The 17,277-nt window shown below is 63.6% G+C and carries 15 protein-coding genes and 1 pseudogene; 10 read left to right on the forward strand and 6 right to left on the reverse strand.

Features of this window, described 5'->3' with window-relative positions; all coding sequences use genetic code 11:
- Positions 1-162 precede the first annotated feature (162 nt).
- The 5 genes and pseudogenes from fni to ACF8R3_RS07745 all read left to right on the forward strand — a co-directional run.
- Positions 163-1,209, forward strand: coding sequence for a type 2 isopentenyl-diphosphate Delta-isomerase (gene fni, locus ACF8R3_RS07725; RefSeq protein ID WP_196127299.1), 1,047 nt, complete (start codon positions 163-165; stop codon positions 1,207-1,209).
- Positions 1,206-2,483 carry a glycosyltransferase gene (locus ACF8R3_RS07730; protein WP_392515400.1) on the forward strand — a complete coding sequence of 426 codons (1,278 nt, stop codon included), beginning with the start codon at positions 1,206-1,208 and terminating at the stop codon, positions 2,481-2,483. Before fni ends, ACF8R3_RS07730 begins: the two co-directional genes overlap by 4 nt.
- A complete protein-coding gene (gene crtY / locus ACF8R3_RS07735) occupies positions 2,468-3,634 on the forward strand; it encodes a lycopene beta-cyclase CrtY (protein WP_392515401.1) in 1,167 nt (388 codons plus the stop codon). The genes ACF8R3_RS07730 and crtY overlap by 16 nt, the downstream gene beginning before the upstream one ends.
- Positions 3,631-5,121, forward strand: coding sequence for a phytoene desaturase (locus ACF8R3_RS07740; protein ID WP_100851592.1), 1,491 nt, complete (start codon positions 3,631-3,633; stop codon positions 5,119-5,121). The genes crtY and ACF8R3_RS07740 overlap by 4 nt, the downstream gene beginning before the upstream one ends.
- Positions 5,118-6,050 (forward strand): annotated as a pseudogene (locus tag ACF8R3_RS07745) (phytoene/squalene synthase family protein); the annotation flags it as partial. The gene ACF8R3_RS07740 and the pseudogene ACF8R3_RS07745, both read left to right, overlap by 4 nt.
- On the opposite strand, the gene ACF8R3_RS07750 reads toward ACF8R3_RS07745, so the two are convergent.
- On the reverse strand, positions 5,974-6,525 hold the full coding sequence (locus ACF8R3_RS07750; RefSeq protein ID WP_078478496.1) for a sterol desaturase family protein: 552 nt from the start codon (positions 6,523-6,525) through the stop codon (positions 5,974-5,976). The pseudogene ACF8R3_RS07745 and the gene ACF8R3_RS07750 sit on opposite strands and share 77 nt — an antisense overlap.
- Before the next feature lie 239 nt (positions 6,526-6,764).
- On the opposite strand from ACF8R3_RS07750, the gene ACF8R3_RS07755 reads away from it, so the two are divergent.
- A complete protein-coding gene (locus ACF8R3_RS07755) occupies positions 6,765-7,700 on the forward strand; it encodes a LysR family transcriptional regulator (protein ID WP_078478495.1) in 936 nt (311 codons plus the stop codon).
- On the opposite strand, the gene ACF8R3_RS07760 is transcribed toward ACF8R3_RS07755, so the two are convergent.
- On the reverse strand, positions 7,670-8,881 hold the full coding sequence (locus tag ACF8R3_RS07760) for an MFS transporter (RefSeq protein WP_196127295.1): 1,212 nt from the start codon (positions 8,879-8,881) through the stop codon (positions 7,670-7,672). The two genes, ACF8R3_RS07755 and ACF8R3_RS07760, sit on opposite strands and share 31 nt — an antisense overlap.
- 192 nt (positions 8,882-9,073) lie before the next feature.
- Between ACF8R3_RS07760 and ACF8R3_RS07765 the strand changes: the two genes are divergently transcribed.
- The gene (locus ACF8R3_RS07765) at positions 9,074-10,444 is read left to right on the forward strand and encodes an 8-oxoguanine deaminase (RefSeq protein ID WP_058605930.1); all 1,371 of its coding nucleotides are present in this window, start codon (positions 9,074-9,076) and stop codon (positions 10,442-10,444) included.
- A 164-nt stretch (positions 10,445-10,608) separates the two neighbouring features.
- On the opposite strand, the gene ACF8R3_RS07770 is transcribed toward ACF8R3_RS07765, so the two are convergent.
- On the reverse strand, positions 10,609-11,100 hold the full coding sequence (locus tag ACF8R3_RS07770; protein WP_058638016.1) for a GNAT family N-acetyltransferase: 492 nt from the start codon (positions 11,098-11,100) through the stop codon (positions 10,609-10,611).
- Positions 11,101-11,218: 118 nt separating this feature from the next.
- Here ACF8R3_RS07770 and ACF8R3_RS07775 point away from each other — a divergent pair, with 118 nt between their 5' ends.
- The 3 genes from ACF8R3_RS07775 (at position 11,219) to ACF8R3_RS07785 (ending at position 13,022) form a co-directional block, all read left to right on the forward strand.
- Complete coding sequence (locus ACF8R3_RS07775; RefSeq protein WP_392515404.1) at positions 11,219-11,839, forward strand: biliverdin-producing heme oxygenase; 621 nt, start codon at positions 11,219-11,221, stop codon at positions 11,837-11,839.
- Positions 11,840-11,987: 148 nt separating this feature from the next.
- Positions 11,988-12,374 (forward strand): VOC family protein, encoded by a 387-nt coding sequence (locus tag ACF8R3_RS07780; protein ID WP_196127293.1) that lies wholly within the window; start codon positions 11,988-11,990, stop codon positions 12,372-12,374.
- Positions 12,375-12,452: 78 nt separating this feature from the next.
- Positions 12,453-13,022, forward strand: a complete 570-nt coding sequence (locus ACF8R3_RS07785) for a hypothetical protein (protein ID WP_392515405.1) — start codon at positions 12,453-12,455, stop codon at positions 13,020-13,022.
- Between the two features lie 314 nt (positions 13,023-13,336).
- Here ACF8R3_RS07785 and ACF8R3_RS07790 read toward each other — a convergent pair whose 3' ends face one another.
- The 3 genes from ACF8R3_RS07790 to ACF8R3_RS07800 form a co-directional block, all read right to left on the reverse strand.
- A complete protein-coding gene (locus ACF8R3_RS07790) occupies positions 13,337-14,263 on the reverse strand; it encodes an alpha/beta fold hydrolase (protein WP_058605934.1) in 927 nt (308 codons plus the stop codon).
- A gap of 176 nt (positions 14,264-14,439) precedes the next feature.
- Positions 14,440-16,911, reverse strand: coding sequence for a UvrD-helicase domain-containing protein (locus tag ACF8R3_RS07795; protein WP_392515407.1), 2,472 nt, complete (start codon positions 16,909-16,911; stop codon positions 14,440-14,442).
- Positions 16,912-16,913: 2 nt separating this feature from the next.
- A partial coding sequence (locus ACF8R3_RS07800; protein WP_392515409.1) for a hypothetical protein occupies positions 16,914-17,277 on the reverse strand: 364 nt, incomplete at its 5' end.

A 17,277-nucleotide genomic window follows, 5' to 3' on the forward strand; every position in this document is an offset into this window, starting at 1 on the left:
CATTGACCGTAGATGAAAAAGGAACGACTGATAGGCGCCGTTGCCTGATGCTGTGCTTTTTATGAGCTTAGCTATACAAAACGGGTAGTGTTGTACAACTTGTCTGTCTTAAGCACACAGACCGCACGTACCTCAGGATGATTCCCTGGCAGTGGAGCCGGCATGAACAAAAGCCCGTTGAGTCAACGCAAGGATGATCACCTGGATATCGTCCTGGCCACCGGCAGTACCTCGCACGGGGTCGACGCTGGGTGGTCAGCGCTGCGTTTCGAACATTGTGCACTGCCTGAAATGGCCCTGGAAGACGTCGACCTGGGTACCGAGTTGTTCGGCATGGCACTGCGCGCACCGCTGTTGATCAGTTCGATGACTGGCGGGGCTGATCGCGCACGGTTCATCAACCAGCACCTGGCCGAAGCTGCGCAGGCTTTGGGCCTGGCCATGGGTGTGGGTTCGCAGCGAGTCAGCTTGCGCAGCGGCCAGGACCAGGGACTGACCACAGAGCTGAGAAGGCTTGCACCCGATGTCCCGCTTTTGGCAAACCTGGGCGCGGCCCAGTTACGCGAGGCCGATGGCCTGGACCTTGCCCGCCGCGCGGTCGATACACTCGATGCCAGCGCCCTGATCATTCACCTCAACCCCCTGCAGGAAGCCGTTCAGCCCGAGGGCGACCGCAACTGGAACGGGGTGCTCGCCTGCATCGAGCAGGTTGCCGGGCAGCTTCAGGCGCCCATCATCGTCAAGGAAGTAGGCGCCGGTATTTCGCCGGGCGTTGCGCGGCAATTGTACGACGCTGGCGTGTCCATGATCGATGTGGCCGGCGCCGGCGGCACAAGCTGGGCCGCGGTGGAGGCCGAGCGTGCCAATGACCCTGCCGAGCGTGCGGTGGCAATGGCCTTCAGCGGCTGGGGCATCCCGACCGCCCATAGCCTGCTTGCCGTGCGCCGCGCCGTGCCGACGGTTGGCCTGATCGCCTCAGGCGGGGTCCGCGATGGCGTGGACACGGCCAAGGCCATCCGCCTGGGGGCGGACCTGGTGGGCCAGGCTGCCGGGGTGCTGACCTCTGCAATGGCATCCACCGAAGCGGTGGTCTCGCATTTCGACGTGATCATCCGGCAACTGCGTATCGCCTGCTTTTGCACAGGCTCGGCCACGCTGGCGCAGTTGCGCCGGGCCCGACTGGTCAACGCCCAGTTAGACATCAAATGAGCCACTTCGCCCTGATTGCCCCGCCCTACCCTAGCCATTTTGCAGCGATGCAAGCCTTGGGCGGCGAATTGATCGAACGCGGCCATCGGGTCAGTTTCTTTCACCAGCCTGAAGCCGAACGCTGGCTGAGCGACAGGCGAGTGGGCTTCGTCGCCATCGGCCATGCCGAGTGCCCGCCGGGCAGCCTTGACCTTGCCATGCGCCGCGTGGCTGACCCCGCCGGGCCGCTGCGCCTGCGTCGCTTGATCAAACAGCTGGCGCACACCACGGCAATGCTGATCAGCAACCTGCCGCAGGCGCTCAGTGAACATCGGGTCGATGCGATGATTTGCGATCAGATGGAGCCCGCAGGCGGCTTGGTGGCCGAGGCTTGCAAACTGCCGTTCTTTTCAGTGGCCTGTGCATTGCCAATCAATCGCGAGCCAGGCTTGCCATTGCCCGTGATGCCGTTCGGGCTGGGCTTGGATGCGCGCCTCTACGAAGGCAGTGTTCAGGTCCATGACTGGCTCATGCGCCCGCTGCACGACACCTTGCTGCAGGCCTGTCATCGCCACGGGCTGCAACCGCGCAGCGGCGCCCATGAATTTCTCTCGCCACTGATCCAGTTGAGCCAGACACCCCTGCACCTGGATTTCCCCAGAGTGGGTCTGCCCAAACACTTTCACGCCGTCGGCCCGTTACGCAGCACGCCCTCTCAGGCGAGCCCCAACTGGTCTTTCGACCCCGGCAAGCCCTTGGTATTCGCAAGCCTGGGGACGCTCCAGGGCCACCGGTTCGATCTGTTCGCACGTATTGCCAAGGCTTGCCGACGCCTGGATGCCCAGTTGCTGGTGGCGCACTGCGGTGGGTTGGATGGCCATCAGCAGGCCAGGCTGCGCCAGATTGGCGCCACCGTCGTGACCGACTTCGCCCCTCAGCACTGGGCGGTGCGGCGAGCCAATGTGGTGATCAGCCATGGCGGCTTGAACACGGTGCTCGATACCGTGTGCGCCGGCACACCGTTGCTGGTCATGCCGATTGCATTCGATCAGCCTGGCGTGGCTGCGCGGGTGCGCCATCACCGCTTGGGGCGGGTACTCTCCAAACGAGCCAGCGTAGCTGCCATTGGCCAGACGTTGCGTCAGCTGCTTGATGAAGCTGCACCACGTAATGCCGCGCTGGAAGCCGAGCTTGCCGCCTGCGGTGGCGTACAGCGCGCTGCCAGCCTCATCGAAGCCGCGCTGCACAGTGGCCAACCCAGCATTTCGGAGAACACACCGTGCCCTATGACCTGATCCTGGTAGGTGGTGGGTTGGCCAACGGCCTGATCGCCTGGCGACTCCAGCAATTGCGCCCGCAATTGCGCGTGCTGTGCCTGGAACAAGGGCTGGCCCTGGGCGGGAACCACACCTGGTCCTTTCATGACGCCGACCTCACTCTCGAGCAACAACGCTGGCTGGCCCCGCTGGTCGAGCAGCGCTGGCCTGCGTACCACGTGCACTTCCCGGCTTTTTCCAGGCGTATGGAAGGCGGTTATGCGAGCATCACCAGCGAGCGTTTCGCCCGGGTGATCACCCCTGCCCTCGGCCCGAGCTTGCGCACGGGCTGCGCTGTCGCTGAAGTGGGTGCCAGCCACGTCACACTCGCTAGCGGCGAAACCTTGCACGCCGCGGTAGTGATCGATGGCCGGGGCATGCAGCACAGCCCTCACCGGGTGCTCGGCCAGCAAGCATTCCTTGGGCAGATCGTGCGCCTGACGGCCCCCCATGGCTTGGAGGCACCGATTCTGATGGATGCGCGGGCACCCCAGGGCGAAGGCTATCGCTTCGTCTATGTACTGCCCTTCACGGCCGACACCCTGCTGGTGGAGGACACCCATTACGTCGACAGCCAGGCGCCCGCCGCAGAGCAGCTGCGCCAGCACATCGAACGCTACCTGCAGCAGCGCGGCTGGCACGTCGCCGAGTGCCTGCGTGAAGAACAGGGCGTATTGCCGATCACCCTGGCCGACGACTTTCCTGGCTGGTGGAACGAGCAGCAAGGGCCGCTCGCCGTTGGCCTGCGGGCCGGACTGTTTCACTGCACCACGGGCTATTCACTGCCCGATGCTGTGCGCCTAGCCGACTGGTTGGCGACGCAAGCGCTGGATGATACGGCGTCACTCAAGCCCGCGTTGGGCGCCTACCTCCACCGACGCTGGCGGGAACAAGGGTTCTACCGCCTGCTCAACCGAATGCTGTTTCTGGCCGGCCGGCCGAACCGTCGCTGGCAGGTGATGCAGCGCTTTTATCGATTGCCTGATGGGCTGATCGCCCGTTTCTACGCAGGCCAGAGTACGCTGCGTGATCGTCTGCGGATCCTGTGCGGCAAGCCGCCTGTGCCCGTAGGCGAGGCCATGAAGGCCGCCTTGCGACACTCTCCTGCCCATTTCAAGGACTATCCATGAGCAACGAACGATCCGCCCTGGTCATTGGGGCAGGCCTTGGCGGCCTGGCCCTGGCCATTCGCCTGCAGGCCTCGGGTATCCCCACCACCTTGCTCGAGGCACGCGACAAACCCGGTGGCCGCGCCTACGTCTACAACGACCAAGGCTTTACCTTCGACGCAGGCCCCACGGTGATCACCGACCCAAGCGCCATCGAAGCCCTGTTCACCCTCGCCGGCCGGCCTATGCAGGATTACGTGGAGTTGCTGCCGGTAACGCCGTTCTACCGCCTGTGCTGGGAGGATGGGCGGGCCTTCGACTATGGCAATGACCAGGCCGACCTGGAACGCCAGATCGAGGCCTTCGAGCCCAAGGACGTGGAAGGTTATCGACAGTTCCTGGCCTATTCCAAAGCCGTGCTGCAAGAAGGCTACATCAAGCTCGGCGCGGTGCCGTTCCTGTCTTTTCGCGACATGCTGCATGCCGGCCCGCAGTTGGCTCGCCTGCAGGCCTGGCGCAGCGTCTATAGCATGGTGGCGCGGTTCATCCAGGATGACCAGCTGCGCCAGGCGTTTTCGTTCCACGCCTTGCTGGTCGGGGGCAACCCCTTCGCCACGTCCTCGATCTACACCTTGATCCATGCACTGGAGCGCACCTGGGGTGTGTGGTTCCCTAAAGGCGGCACCGGCGCCCTGGTGCAGGGCATGGCCAAGTTGTTCACCGACCTGGGCGGCACCCTGGAGCTCAATGCCAAGGTGGCCGCGTTCGAAACCCAAGGCAGCCGCGTGACTGGCGTGCGCACCCAGGACGGGCGGCGCTGGCTGGCAGACGCAGTCGCTTCCAATGCCGATGTGGTGCACACCTACTCCGACCTGCTGGGCGAGCATCCACGGGGTGAACAGGAAGGCAAGCGGCTCAAGGGCAAGCGCTTTAGCAACTCGCTGTTCGTGGTGCACTTCGGCCTCAAGCGCACCCAGCCGCAACTGCGCCATCACACGGTCTGCTTTGGCCCGCGCTACCGGGAGCTGATCGACGAAATCTTCAACGGTCATGAGCTTGCCGAAGACTTTTCACTCTACCTGCACACCCCTTGCGCCACCGACCCGAGCCTCGCTCCGGAAGGATGCTCGAGCCACTACGTGCTGGCGCCCGTACCGCACATGGGCAACGCGGCCATCGATTGGGAGGTGGAAGGGCCACGGTTCCGGGACAAGATTCTCGACTACCTGGAACGTCACTACATTCCTGGCCTGCGCGAGGACCTGGTCACCTGCCGCACCTTCACGCCGCTGGACTTCCGTGAGGAACTCAATGCGCACCTGGGTTCGGCGTTTTCCCTGGAACCGATCCTGACCCAGAGCGCCTGGTTCCGCCCGCACAACCGTGACAGCCAAGTGAGCAACCTGTACCTGGTGGGCGCAGGCACGCACCCGGGGGCCGGTGTACCTGGCGTGATCGCCTCGGCCAAGGCCACGGCAGGGCTGATGCTCGAGGACCTGGGCGCATGACCGCACCGTCCCACGACCAGTTGCTTGCCCATGCCGAACACAGCATTGCCGTGGGTTCGAAGAGCTTTGCCGCAGCAGCCCGGCTCTTCGATGCGCACACTCGGCGCAGCGCCGTACTGTTGTATGCCTGGTGCCGCCATTGCGATGACGTGATCGATGGGCAGCAAGCCGGGCATGATGCGGTGGTAATCAGCCAGGAAGAAGCGCAAGTGCGCCTGTTGGATCTGCAGCGCCAGACCGAAGCCGCCTGCGCGGACTTGCCCGTGGATCAACCGGCCTTCGCCGCACTGCGCGAAGTGGCCAGGCGCCACGGCATCCCCCGCGCCGAAGCCTTCGACCTGCTCGAAGGCTTCGCCCAGGACGTGTCCGCCTGCCGCTACCAGACCCTGGATGAGGTCATGGTCTATTGCTATCACGTGGCAGGTGTGGTGGGCCTGATGATGGCCAGAGTCATGGGCGTTCAGGAGGCGCGCGTGCTTGACCGGGCCTGCGACCTGGGCCTGGCCATGCAGCTGACCAACATCGCCCGAGACATCGTCGATGATGCCAAGGTCGGGCGCTGTTACTTGCCCCAGGCTTGGCTGTCGGAATTCGACCTCAGTGCAGACGACCTGGCCGATGTGCGTCATCGCGCAGCCGTCGCCACCCTGGCCAGGCGCCTGGTCGCCCAGGCCGAGCCCTACTACGCCAGCGCCCAGGCGGGGCTGCCGGCCTTGCCGCTGCGCTCGGCGTGGGCAGTGGCCACGGCTGGTCAGGTATACCGGCGCATCGGCCTGAAGGTCGACAGCGCCGGGATCGACGCCTGGGACGGGCGGCTGTCTACGTCAAAACGCGAAAAGGTCGGTGCCTTGGTCACGGGGTTTTGGCAGGCGCTGAGCTGTCGGCTGCGTCGCTACCCCCAACGCCCGGCTCGCCTGTGGCAGCGCCCTTCGCCCGCAGCGGCCCGCCATGCAGTGCCCGAAGTTGCTGGCGCAGCCGCTCGATAGTGGGGACATACAGAAAACCGAACGACACACAGCCTTCGCGTCCCTGTACGGCATGATGAAGCCGATGTGCCTGGTACAGGCGCTTGAAGTAACCCTTGCGCGGCACCACTTTGAAAGGCCAGCGCCGGTGCACCAGGCCGTCGTGGGCGACGAAATACAGAACCCCATAGGCCGTCATGCCTGCGCCTACCCATTGCAACGGGTACCAACCGGCATTACCCAGGGCGATGAGCACGATCGCCAGCACGGCGAACACCGCGGCGTACAGGTCGTTCTTCTCGAAGATCCCGGTACGCGGCTCGTGGTGCGAGCGGTGCCAGCCCCAGCCGAAGCCATGCATGATGTACTTGTGAGCAAACCAGGCCACGCCTTCCATGGCGGCCAGGGTGCCGAAAAAGGTGAGCAACGTCAGGGTCATGCGCAGGCTATCCAGGCAAAAGGGAACATGGGGCAGTCCTTTGGTGCATCAGGGCCGGGTCGGTACAGCATGATCTACCCAAGGCGCTGGCGCAAAGCCTATGAGTGTGCAAGATGGGCTGGTGTTCCATTGCCGACGCACTACACAGGCCTGTCTCCCGACGCTATTACCCTAAAACGCCATCACAGGATCCCTTATGCTGCCGGGGTCTGCCCCACGAACCCATGTAAAGGCCGGTCATGCACTCCTCAGAACGACTCAAAGGGATCGACGTCTTCGTCGCGGTCGCCGACCTCGGCAGCTTCACGGCAGCGGCCGGGCGACTGAGCCTTACCAGCTCGGCGGTCAGCAAGAGTATCGCGCGCCTCGAGGCGCGCATGGGCGTTCGCCTGTTCGAGCGCACCACCCGCCGGTTGTCGCTGAGCGAGGCAGGCGTGGTTTTCTACCGCACCTGCACCTCGGTGCTGGCCGATCTGGAAGAAGTCGAACACACCCTCGCCACTACGGGTAATGAACCTCACGGACGGGTACGCATCGACTTGCCCGCCTCCTATGGGCGCTTGCATGTGCTGCCGCTGATCCTGGCGTTTACCCGGCAGCATCCGCTGCTGCAGCCGCACGTCTCGTTTTCCGACCGTTTCGTCGACCCGGTGCAGGAAGGCATCGACATCGTGGTGCGCATCGGCGGCCCCGATACCTGGCCCGCTGCCCTGGGCCATCAGTACTTTGGCGCCCAGCGCCTGATGTTCTGCGCAGCCCCCGACTACCTCGACATTTACGGTACTCCGCAAAGCGAGGAGGACCTGGAGCATCACCACTGCGTGGGCTATGGGCACACCGACGGCCTGGTCAGCCCTTGGTTCTTCAAGGGGCGCCAGCCTGGGGAGATGGAGCGTCGCACGGTACAGCCGCGCATCGCCGTGGGCGATGGCGAAGGTGAGGTCGCGGCGGTGCTGGCCGGCCATGGCATAGGTCAGCTACCCACCTGGTTGACCCAGCAGCACCTCGATAATGGACGGATGGTCGAGGTGCTACCGGAGCTGGCAACCGACGGGTTGCCAATGAACCTGGTCTGGCTCAAGCGTCGCGAGCACCTACCCAAAGTGCGTGCACTGCTCGATTACCTGTTGCCCAGGCTCGCCCCTCACGGCACACGTACCGCCGAACCCGTCTGAGGCGCCAGCCTGCCCACTACGGGCACTGCCAGCAGCGCCAGCACAGCGACTGCGGCGGCCACATAGCCCAGATAAGCAACCCCCAGCCCGTCGATGGTCATGCCACCAAGCACCGCACCCAGGCCGATGCCGGCGTTGGCAGCCGATACGTTGGCGGTACCGGCCAGCGCCTTGGCGTGGGTCACCGACGCCATTACGCGCACTTGGCAGACCGGGTAAAGCGCGGTGTTGGCGATACCCCACAACGCCAGCGCCAGGCAGAACACCAGGCCTGCATGGGCCAAGGGCACCAGCGCTGCCATGCCGATCGCCAGCAGCACCAGAAAGCCCGCGGTGGCCTTGAGAACGGAGTGGTCGACGGCGCGCCCCCCGATCCAGTTGCCCAGCAGGCCAACGGCGCCGAAGCCCATCAGCCACCAACCGGTGTGAGCCGGTGCCACACCCGCCACACGCTCGAGCAGGTCGGCCAGGTAGGTGTAGCCGGTGAACATGGCGGTGAACACCAGAATCGACAGCAGCACGTTCGCTACGAAGAAGCGTTCGGTGAAAATCCGCGCCTGACGGGCGAAATCCACCCTGGCGGTGCGGGCTACGTGGGGCATCCAGACGCCCATCGCCACGGCCATCATCAGGGAAAGCACCGCCAGCGCCCCGAAGGCGCCACGCCAGCCCAACGCGTCAGCGGCCAACGTGCCCAGCGGGATGCCCAGCAGCATGGCGGCAGAGATGCCCAGGTAAACCTTCGATACCGCACGCCCTGCATGCTCGGGCCCGGCGAGGTGCCCGGCCGTCTCGCTGGCAGTACCCCAGAACACCGGCAACGCCAATGCCGGTATGACACGTGCAATGGCCAGTACCCAGAAGTTATCGGCCACGGCCGCCAGGGCATTGGCCGCGGCAAAAACCAGCAAGATGGTGATGAACAGCCGTTTACGGTCCAGATGCGCCAGCATGGCCGTGAGGAACGGCCCTGCCAGCATGACTGTGAATGCGAACAGCGTGACCAGTTGTCCAGCCATGGAGATGGACACCCCCAGGTCGCGGCTCAGGGCAGGCAACAGGCCCACAATGAGAAACTCGGTGGTGACAATCAGGAAAGCGGAGAACGCGAGGATGGCAATGCTGATGGCTGCCCGTGGAGCTTCGTCAACGGGTGAAGCGGTGGTGGATGCGGCAGACATGGAAGAACTCTCAAGACATTGGCTGCCAGTTTATTCGATCGCAGGAGTCTTATTTCTGGCCGATTTTCACATATGAGGTGACGCACATTCACAAATACGGTCAATGTATACAACTTGATCATTTCCTGATTACATTGCCGCGTCGCCTACGACGCTGGCCATCGCCGGCGCGTATTGCAACAGGCATCGACCATGTCATCTTCACACGCACCAAGAACGCTCCTGATCAAGCATGCCCAACTGCTCGTCACCATGGATGGCGAGCGCCGCGAAATCCGCGGCGGTGGCCTGTACATCGAAGACAACCTGATCAAGCAAGTCGGCCCCAGCGATACCCTGCCCCAACAGGCGGACGAGGTGCTGGACATGTCCGGCAAGGTGGTCATCCCCGGGCTGGTCAACACCCACCATCACATGTACCAGAGCCTGACGCGGGTGGTGCCAGCCGCCCAGGACGGCGAGCTGTTCAACTGGCTCACCCAGCTGTACCCGATCTGGGCACGGCTCACCCCCGAGATGATTGCGGTCTCGACCCAGACGGCCATGGCCGAGCTGATCCTTTCCGGTTGCACCACCTCGAGCGACCATCTGTACATCTACCCCAACGGATGCAAGCTCGACGACAGCATCCATGCGGCTGCCGAAATCGGCATGCGTTTTCACGCCGCCCGCGGCAGCATGAGCGTGGGCCAGAGCCAGGGCGGGCTGCCGCCGGACTCGGTAGTGGAAAAGGAAGCGGATATCCTCAAGGAGTCCCAACGCCTGATCGAGGACTACCATGATGCCAGCCATGGCTCGATGCGCCGGATCGTGGTGGCGCCCTGCTCGCCCTTCTCGGTCAGCCGCGACCTGATGCGCGAAGCGGCTGTTCTGGCTCGCCAGCATGGCGTATCGCTGCACACGCACCTGGCCGAAAACGTCAACGACATTGCCTACAGCCGGGAAAAATTCGGCATGACCCCTGCCGAGTACGCCGAGGATTTGGGGTGGGTCGGGCCCGACGTGTGGCACGCGCACTGCGTGCAACTGGACCAGCATGGCATCGAACTGTTCGCCCGCACCGGCACCGGGGTCGCCCATTGCCCATGCTCGAACATGCGCCTGGCTTCAGGTATCGCCCCGGTGCGCGCCATGCGCGATCATGGCGTACCGGTCGGGCTCGGGGTGGACGGTTCGGCGTCCAACGACGGTGCCAGCATGATCGGCGAGGTCCGCCAGGCCCTGCTGCTGCAACGCGTGGGATTTGGCCCGGATGCGATGACGGCCCGCGAAGCGCTGGAAATCGCGACCCTGGGCGGCGCCAAGGTGCTCAACCGCGATGACATCGGCGCACTGGCACCGGGCATGGTCGCTGATTTCGTCGCCTTCGACCTGGGCCATGTCGCCTACGCCGGCGGGCATCATGACCCGCTTGCAGCGCTGGTGTTCTGCACCCCGACCCAGGTGCATACCAGCGTCATCAACGGCAAGGTGGTGGTCAGGGACGGCCAGTTGGTCACCGTCGACCTGCCACGGGTGCTCGAACGCCACAACCGCCTGGCCCATCAGTTGGTCGCAGGCTGATAGAGGCGCCGCCTCGTGATGCTGGCTGTCTTGTGCCTCTGGGGCTGCATGACAGCCCATCACCAGCAAGCCAGCCCCAGCTCACCGGCAGGTTCAACCTGTAGCGTCGCGCTTGCCGCCGGTGGGCCGCAGTGCGGCCCTACCTGACGCCGCCCGGCAATGGCTCACAGCACCATTACCATCTCATGCCACGCCATACCGCCGTGCTCGGAAGGTGAAGGCTGGACGTACTGATAACCCAGCTTGCGGTACAGCGGTACGTGCTGTTCTTTGCACATCAGGTGGATGGTCTGCTTCGCGCAGGCTTTCATTCGCAGGATGAACGCTTCCATCAATCGCTTGGCATGACCTTGGCCCTGATACGCCGGGTCGACCACCACCGACATGATCACTACGTTGGGGGCATCGGGGTCATGCCCCACCAGTTCCTTGAACGCTTCGTCCGACATCACCACCTGATGGGCGCAGCCGCTGTTGATGAAGCCAACGATCTCTCCATCACTTTCGAGCAACAGAAACCCCTGTGGGTACTGACTGATGCGCGTCTGGATCTTTTCCAGCGTGGCAGCTTCGTCTCCCTCGTAGGCACCGATCTCGATGGCGTGGCAGCGGCTGGCGTCCTCAAGGGACGGCGTACGGAACTGAAGCGAAGACATGACCGGCTTTTCCTTGGGTCTGAACGATACGGCGGCCATGATAACCGCGCCTGATGCTTGCTGCGATGCTCACCGCCACGCATCATGGATGCCTTTCTGCCCGCGACGGACTCACCGAATGATCGCAGTACCCGTGTCACCCCTGGAGACAAGCCGTTGCAAACGCCTCAAAGCGGCCACCCACCGCGAACATGACAGTGTCGATCAGTTGGTCATGGCCGCGCACCCCTTTGAGGACAGAGCGCGCTATGGGCGCTTCCTGCTGGTACAGCATCACTTTCACGGCAGCCTCCATGGACTTTACGAGGACCCCCACCTCAATGCGTGGCTGCCGGGCCTCTCGTCGCTGTCGCGGCTCGCTGCGGTCGAGCAGGACATTCGCGACCTGGGCCAACTACCACCTGCCTTGCCGGCGAGGGTGAAGGTAGACCCGGCCCAGGCACTGGGCTGGCTGTATTGCAGCGAGGGTTCGAACCTGGGCGCCGCCTTCTTGTTCAAGCACACCCAGTGCCTTGGCCTGGACGAAAGCCTGGGTGCGCGGCACCTGGCAGCCCACCCGCAAGGACGCGCCCAGCACTGGAAGGCGTTCGTGAGCGCAATCGACGGCCTGGCGCTCGATGAACAACAAGAAGCTGACGTGATCGCCGGTGCCATTGCAGCCTTCGAAGCCTATCGGACGAAGGTCACCGAGGTATTCGCCGCTGACCTGCACACCACTACGGACATTTCCAAAGGCTGAACGCTTGTGCTGCGCCGGCCATTGACCAGTTTGCGGCCCTGATGCACCGATGGCGTGATCAAAGACGCGATTTGATACTGGGCTGCATTGCCAAACGTCAAGGGCCGTCTTTACTGATAAGTAACGACCCCAGCATAGGTGTGCGCCCATGAAGATCATGCTCACCCGTATTCTTGTCGACGACCAAGCCAAAGCGCTTGCCTTCTATCACTACGTACTGGGCTTCGAACCTAAACAAGACCTCGCCATGGGCCAGCACCGCTGGCTGACCCTGACCTCACCCAACGACCCCAACGGCGTGCAACTGCAACTGGAGCCAGAGGTGCACCCTGCGTCGAAAGCGTACAAGGCCGCGCTCAAAGAAGACGGCATACCCACCGCAACCTTTGCCGTGCGAGACATACAAGGCGAATACATCCGGCTATCCGCTGCCGGTGTCCAGTTCCATCAGAAACCCGCCGAGGTCGATAACGTCATGACTGCAATCTTCGACGACACCTGCGGCAACCTCATCCAGATTACGCAGTTACACTGACTGGCGCCTGCCCACCGCCTGCGCCCGTCCAACATCCCGACGGGCGCAGCCCTATCGATCGTCGCCCAAGGACACACGATGCGTCATGAGTTCGACGAAGTGCTCAACGACCTGGTCGACTACTTCCTGCTAGGTGACATCCAATTGCTCGAGCGCTTCAAGCAGGAGCATGGCCTGCCTGACGACTTGGCCTACGAATTCACCCACCATGACAGCGGCGACAAGGCCGTACGCGACGGCGTCGTGCTGCCTGTGGCCGGCGTCGACAACCTTCCCTACCACGTGGTGTTCACGCTCGATGGGCAAACGCCCAAATTGCGCGAGGCGAGCAGCCGTCTCAAGCACCAGCGCGGTGGATATTCGCTGAAGATCGAGCATGGCGCTGTGATGCTGTACACCTGGCGTATCCTCCAGTACTTCACCCCCAAGACCCTGGGCGACTTGCTGGCGCGCTACCGTGAGCCGGGCCGCCCTGTGATCGAACTGGACAACGGCTGGTATGACGTCGAAGTCCTGGCCGGCGCCTGCCTGTGTGATGGCCTGTACGAACCGACCTTCGAGTTCGTCTTGAACAAGCGTGCTGGGCGTGTGGCGAACTCCGCCGTAGATACTGGGTACAATTTCAGCCTGCGAGGCTACTTTGACTAACACGCCTTCACTGTGGCCATGAACGGCGCAGTGCACCCGAGTTGGCAGGGCGAGATCTGGCTGGCCGAGGACCACTGCCTGGTGACGGGACGACTGGGGCGCACCGACAGCCACCAGCACTATGCCCACCAGCAAGGGCAGCAACCAAAACAGATAGGTGTTCATCGCCACTGCCAGGGCAGCGCCAATGAACCCAAAGAAAAATACAGGGCCGAGGAGGTAGCGCATGGGCAACTCCAGAATGACAGGAGCCCCCAGTGTCCCCGTACCGGCCGACACCGCGCTTGAACGAACGGCGCAACCGTGTGTAGGCGCTACTCGTTGACCAAGCGCTGCAACACACCGCCTTCATGGCGCGCGAGGATACGCAGCAGTTGATCAACCAAGGCACGGTCCGGCGCATCGAGGTGGAAATGATGGCCGCCTGGGTGCCAGGACACTTTCGCCTGTGGCGGCAATGCCGCTTCACGGCGGCCGAAGGCCTCGCCCGTGAAAGCGCCCTGCCGGCCAAACATCAGGTACAGCGGGCAGCGAATCTGGCTGAGCAGATCGCATGCCTCCGGCTCGGTGAGCGGCATGGGCTCAGGCAGCACCAACCGCGGGTCGTGGCGCCAGCAATAACCGTCGTTGAGCTGGAGCAGGTCGCGCAGCGCCAATAGCCTCGCAGCCTCTTGAGACAAGTCGGTGTCGAGCCGTTCACGACGCTGAGCCAGCGCGCTGTCCAAATCGTCGAAGCGTTGCACGTCCGGCTCGTTGAAGCCCTGCATCTGCGTACGCTGGACCATGCGCTTGAGGCGATAGGCCCGTGCCAGGTGCTGCACGCGGTCATGCTCGGCCACGGTGAACGGTGCCCCCATGCCGTCGAGGAAGGTCATGCTCGCAATCGCACTGGTCATGGCCGCCAGCAGCGAAGCCACACCGCTGCCCATGCCGTGGGCCAGTACATGGAATTGCCGCATGCCAAGGCTTTCGGTGACCGACAGCATGTCCTCGGCGTGTTCCCATAGGTAGTAGCCGCTGTCATGGCGCCGATGGTCGGAACGCCCATGGCCGACCAGGTCGGGGGCTACCACGAAACAGCCATCGAGCAGGGGCGCCAGGCGCTCGAACGAGGCGGCGTTGTCCAACCAGCCATGCAAGGCCAGTACGGGAATGCCATCCTCCGGCCCCCAGCAGCGCACAGCCACTTCGATGCCATTGATGTCCAGCGGGTGATCCTTGGGTGTGGTGGTTGATCGCATGGGTATGCTTCCTGATCGGCAGCCTGATGCAGCTACACCAGACCGAACACGCCACCGCGTTCCACGACGCCTGTCGTCTGCGGCAACCCTTGCGCCGGAGCGCGCAGGGCGCCGACAGGTCACCTTGGCGCAAGCCAGTGGCCACCACTGGCCCCTTACCGACGGTGACTTAACCGTCACCGACCCCGACAGTCTTCGAAACAGTCCTGACGGCCATCCACACGGCTGGAAGCGCGAGCGGCCACGGCGGCATCGCCATTGGCCGGCTCCACGTGCCAGTAGCAATGCTGCACCGCTCGGGTCACGGCCACATAGGCCAAGCGCTGCACCTCCTCTTTCTGGGCGGTATCGAACGGCTGCGGGTCGCCCGCCTTGCCCAGGCCCGCCTGGCGATAGACCTGGTTCTTGTAGGGCGAGCTGGTCAGGTACTGGCAGTCGCCCAGCATGAACACCGCATCGGCCTGCAAGCCCTTGGCGCTGTGGTAGGTGAGTTGGCGAAGACGCCGCTGCTCGGGGGGCACCGCTGCCTCGGCGTGAAGCACAGGTTCCAGGTGTTCGCTCATCGCCGCCCGGTCATTGCCCTTGCGGTAGAGCATCAGCACCGACTCGCCGCGCTGGTAATGCTCGATGAGGGTCTGGCCCAAGGCGGCCTCGTCACGCTCGAAGACCTTGACCGGAGAGCCTGCAAGTTCAGCGGCAGGGCCAGCGGCCCGGGCCTTCTTGCCGGCGATGGTGGACGTGCCCTTGACCAGGTGCTCGGCGGCATCGATCACCTGCTGCTGGCAGCGATAATTCTCCACCATCATTACCCGTGTGCTGGCGGGCGTTGGGAACGCCTTGGTGAATTCGGTGAAGTACTTGGGCGAGCTGCCTCGCCAGCCATAGATCGACTGCCAGTCATCGCCCACGCACAACAGCGATGAGTGCTGAGCATTGCGACCGACATTCAGGCCGGGGCCGCGCCTGCGGATTTCACGCAAGGACGCCCGCAGCCAGCTGACGATTTGCGGCGAGACGTCTTGGAATTCATCGATCATCAGGTGGGCCAGCGGCCGCAACAGCGGGTCGGGCAACAGTTGCAGGTTTTCCGGGTTGTTTTCCCCGAACAGCGCGAACATGCGGTTGTAGCTCATGACCGGAGGGAATTGGTCAAGCAAATGCGCTTCGAACGCTTTCCAGTAAAGGGCCAACGCTTCGAAGAACAGCGCGTCGCTGTCGCCTGGCACAAAGCGCATGTCGGCAATAGCCGTGTTCACCTCCAGGCCGAGGTTCTCGATAAAGCTCGCGGCGCTGACGAATGCGTCGAGCAGCGGCGCGGCCGACAGCTCGCCCTTGACCTTGTATTCGAACCCAGGCCCGGCCACGGCGTCACCTGCCAGCGAAGCGGCCAGGCGCCGGGCCATGGCGTAGTTGTCCAGCCAGATCAACGGCTGATCGCAGAATGCCTGCAACAGGGTTCGTTTGACTGCCCACTCTGCGCGTACGGCGAGCTTGGCACCGGGTCGTTGGTACTGGGCGCTCTCGGAAGGGTCGAAGCCCAACACCACCCATGGCCCGGTGGCACCCAAGCGGCCGTGGACATGAAAACGGCACCCACGGATCTCAACGGTGTCACGCATCGGCTCAATGCCCTGGATTGGCCAAGCCCCCGCTGCGAACCAAAGGTCCTCGATCACATCGCACAGCTCTTCATCGCGTTGCGCGGCCAGTTGCGTCACCTGGGCGCGTTTCTGCACCTCGGGGTTGTCCGGGTCCAGTGGCTTGAGTTGCAAGGCTTCGTTGCGCAAGTGGCCGATCAGCTCGGCAAAGCGCGGGCTGTGCGCCAGCAGGGCGCTGTAGCAATGATTGAGCTGTTGGCGCTGGGCATCGTTCAGGCGCAGGTCGAACGGGTTGCTGTCCGCCTCGGCCTCACGCCCGGCGGGCATCTCGTTGCCCAGGGTCTCGAACGCGCGCACCTGCTCGAACCCAGGCAAGCTGCGCACCAGCGGCAGGATGCGGGAGTGGAAGGTGCGGACCAGTTCGCGCGCCTGTGCCGGTTGCAGATGAACGTCCCACAGCGCGAACACCTGCACCAAGCGCTTGATGAAGTCCTTGCGCGACTCACGGGTGAAGGTGACGACCGTCATCGCATCGAGTTCGTAGCCCAGGTAGTGACGCAGCAGCAAGATTCGCAGCACCAGGGAGGTCGATTTGCCCGCCCCTGCCCCGGCCACCACGCAGGTGGACGGTGTGTCGCTGAAGATCAGTTTCCATTGCGCGGCGCTGGGTTGCGCGTGGCTGGGCAGGCGCTGGGCAACGTCGGCCTTGAAGCGTTTCTTCAGCTCGGCGGTCAGGGCCAGGCGCCAGTCTTCGAACAGGTGATCGTCCTGGCCGGGAATGGCTGGGGTGTCGGGGCGGTGGTCACGGATGACCAGCACTTGCTGGCCTGCCTCGTACCCTTGCGCATGGCCACGTTCGAACCCGGCGCGTTCGCCTTCGCCCCGGCCTTGGTGCTGGCCATCGGCATGGCCTAGCCACCAGGAGTGAGGGTGTTGCGCCTGAATGCGGGTCAGACCACGCCCGAGGCACTGGGCGATGAGCCGTTTGAGCCAGGGGAGGCGTGTGGGTGGGGTCAGTTCGGCGAGGGCCTTGGGTTGCTCGTTGGCCACAGTCACTCCGTTGGCAGCAAAATCAGCCGGCAATGTTCGCCGCAATGGCGCAAAAGCGCCAGCGAATGCGTGGGAAAACGTCTGGGGCGGTGGTTGGGTGGGGGGTGCAGGGTAGGTGACCATGGGGCCGCTGCGCGGCCCATCGCGGCACGAGGCCGCTCCCACACGGGTGTAATTGTAGCCTGGGGCAGTGCGCAAGCTTCGATCCACTCATTGAAGTCAGTTAATACCTTCAAAGTTGCAACTCTTAACTCCCGGTAGCTGCCATTATTCTTGATCTTGATCTTGATCTTGATCTTGATCTTGATCTTGATCTTGCTTTGGCTTTTGATCTTGCTTTTGATCTTCGCGACTTCAGGAGGCCGA

The organism is Pseudomonas sp. FYR_7, assembly GCF_043106155.1.
GTDB lineage: Bacteria > Pseudomonadota > Gammaproteobacteria > Pseudomonadales > Pseudomonadaceae > Aquipseudomonas > Aquipseudomonas parafulva_B.